At 38.2% G+C, this 2,504-nt stretch carries 2 protein-coding genes; both read right to left on the bottom strand.

Features of this window, described 5'->3' with window-relative positions:
- On the bottom strand, positions 1 to 440 hold a 440-nt coding region (locus tag HRT72_04470; GenBank protein ID NQY66961.1), incomplete at its 3' end, for a glycosyl transferase family 1.
- A gap of 5 nt (positions 441 to 445) precedes the next feature.
- Positions 446 to 2,467 carry an alginate lyase family protein gene (locus tag HRT72_04465; GenBank protein ID NQY66960.1) on the bottom strand — a complete coding sequence of 674 codons (2,022 nt, stop codon included), beginning with the start codon at positions 2,465 to 2,467 and terminating at the stop codon, positions 446 to 448.
- Positions 2,468 to 2,504: the final 37 nt, after the last annotated feature.

Here is a 2,504-nt window from a genome sequence, read left to right as displayed (position 1 = left end):
GGAGGACCAGTAGATACAATCAGATCAACCTTGTTAGTTTTCAGATACTCGATTAAAAATTCTGCGGAAGGCTTTATCCAATACTTGCGAGCATCTGGAATAAAGAAGTTTCCTCTAATCCAGAACAAAAACTTTCTTACTAAGCCACCACCTTTCTTTTTGTTTACGAATCCTGGCTGAACCTTTTTTGATTTACCTCCAGAAATTATATTTTGGAAAATCTGAAATGGCTCAATACAAGGCTGACGAAGAATCTCTACCCCTTCTGGCACATCTCGTTCTACACTGGCATCGCCTCCAATATTATCTTCATGAAGTGCCGTATAAACAATTGGCTCCCATTCATTGAACCTTAGATATTTCACAAACTTCAGCCACCGGTAAACACCTGCACTGTTATCAGGCGGCCAATAGTACGTGATTACTAAAACCTTTTTCACCGTAATTAATTTAGTCTTTTGCCATAGCCATTCGAATACATTCGATGTCTATTAAAATCGATATTAAACTTCTCGTTACAGCTATCATGGATCTCAATGCTATCATCATTTATCGAGATAAGCCGAACATGGGTAATCCCTTTATAGGTTACCATCAATTTTATGGAATTAGGAGTTGTCTCCAACAAGGTACATTCCGTCCGCGCCTCCGTTCTAAACACACCTTCAACACCCTCCACCCAATCATTTTGCTCTTTACCCTCAACGATAATTGAATTATAAGATTCTACACTTCTAAACGCATTTCTTAATTCCGGAACAGATGTATAGCAATAAGTTCCTGGATGAACAATCAGATCTATCCCATCTACATTTAATTCAAAGGATAGCTTATCATTATGAGTGTGCGTCCAGTACTGACGGACGTGTTTGTTACCACAGGCAATCGTCATATGAATTCGTTTAGAACGAATTACACAAGCACCAAATTCGGCATAAGGCAATATCTCCAGTTCGTCTTTTAGTGAACCACCCTTAGGTATTTCATCTTGTAAAATAGATTTCGTAGTAAATTCTAAATCCAAGTTATTGTCTGAATATGAATGGGCATTTCCAAAAGGTTTGTACGTCAATTCTCGATTCTTAGTAAGACTTTTCACAAAAGATCTTTCCAGCGGATAACTACTTTGTCTTCCTATTTGCTCGAACAATCCTGAACCCGCTGAAACAAAAGGCCTATGATCTAAAGCGTTCTGGTCGAAATGAAGTTTTGAATACAGCTCATCCGGACCATTAATGTTTTGATATTTCCTTTTAGCATCTGCAAAAGACATCAAGCTACCCACAGGACTAAGATTAAAGAAGCGACCACTATCGTTATCTCCAACTTGCGCAATTTCACCATTTGTTTTCGTCAGCTTTTCAGATAGCTCAATCATCCTACCCACTTTATCCAAAGTTTCTTCCTCTAATTGAATACCAGATCTAATGGTATACTTCTGACTTTCAACAGGATTCAACCCCTTATTGCCTTTCCAGTCTTTACTGTCAAATAATCTCAAATATTCTAGTTTTTTGTTGGGCAGACCTTTAAGAAGGGCAATAGCATAAACTATCATCTCCCCTGTTAGTCTTTGATAGGAAGTTGAAGATTCAAATACGCCCCCATCATCGAGTACCTGTTTATCAATCTCGGATATTAATTCTTGAATAGAAAAAGCCAACCAACTATCTACAAATGGATAGCCATCTAAATAGGAAGACACGAATAACAATCCACAGATATTGGAGAGGTAATGGTTATTGGTAATTGATTCTTTGTATTCTAAATTCTTAACCAAATGCATTCCATGACTATATATCGAATCTGCAATATGTGTTTGGAAATTTATATTGATAACCTTCTCTGTGTCCAGCTGACTAAATAAATCAAAGGCAATCAGCATATTTGCAGCCCTTATCCCTACTTCCATTGAACTTGTCCAACATACGCCATAACGCGGAGGGTTTGCAGCTATAAAATCTATAGTCTGACATAAAAACTCATTTAACAACTCTGTTTTCCTCTCCGGCAATACCAACGCTAATATTGCCATTTGAGGTAAATGTTGCAATCTTGATAATTCAAATGGCACCTTTATATCCACACCATGTTCCCCATGTGATTTGATGGTTTGATCCTTATACCAATCTTTCGCGGCCCACCTAAATCCAGATTTCACATCCTTCTGCCAATCAATCCCCTCATGGTCATAGGTGATTCGACTCATTTCGCCCCAGACGTGTTTGCTCATTCTGTATTGTTTTTTCTGAACAATTTTTCTCAGCCAATTTCCATAAACGTCGTAATAATCAAAATATATGTTATGCTCGAAATGAGCACCTTCAAAGCCTGCGGCAGCAGCATCGTATGAATTTTTCACCCATCCACTGCCAAGAATATCAAAGCGATGATCGAGATAAGCATCGGCAAGAAAACTGGCCTCTTCTTTTGAGATAGCAGAAACATCCAATTCTTCGATTCTCACAAATGACAATTCGATGGGCTCAGATAACGATTTAGGC

Source organism: Flavobacteriales bacterium (assembly GCA_013214975.1).
GTDB lineage: Bacteria > Bacteroidota > Bacteroidia > DT-38 > DT-38 > DT-38.
This window is presented reverse-complemented; position numbering and strand designations above follow the sequence as displayed.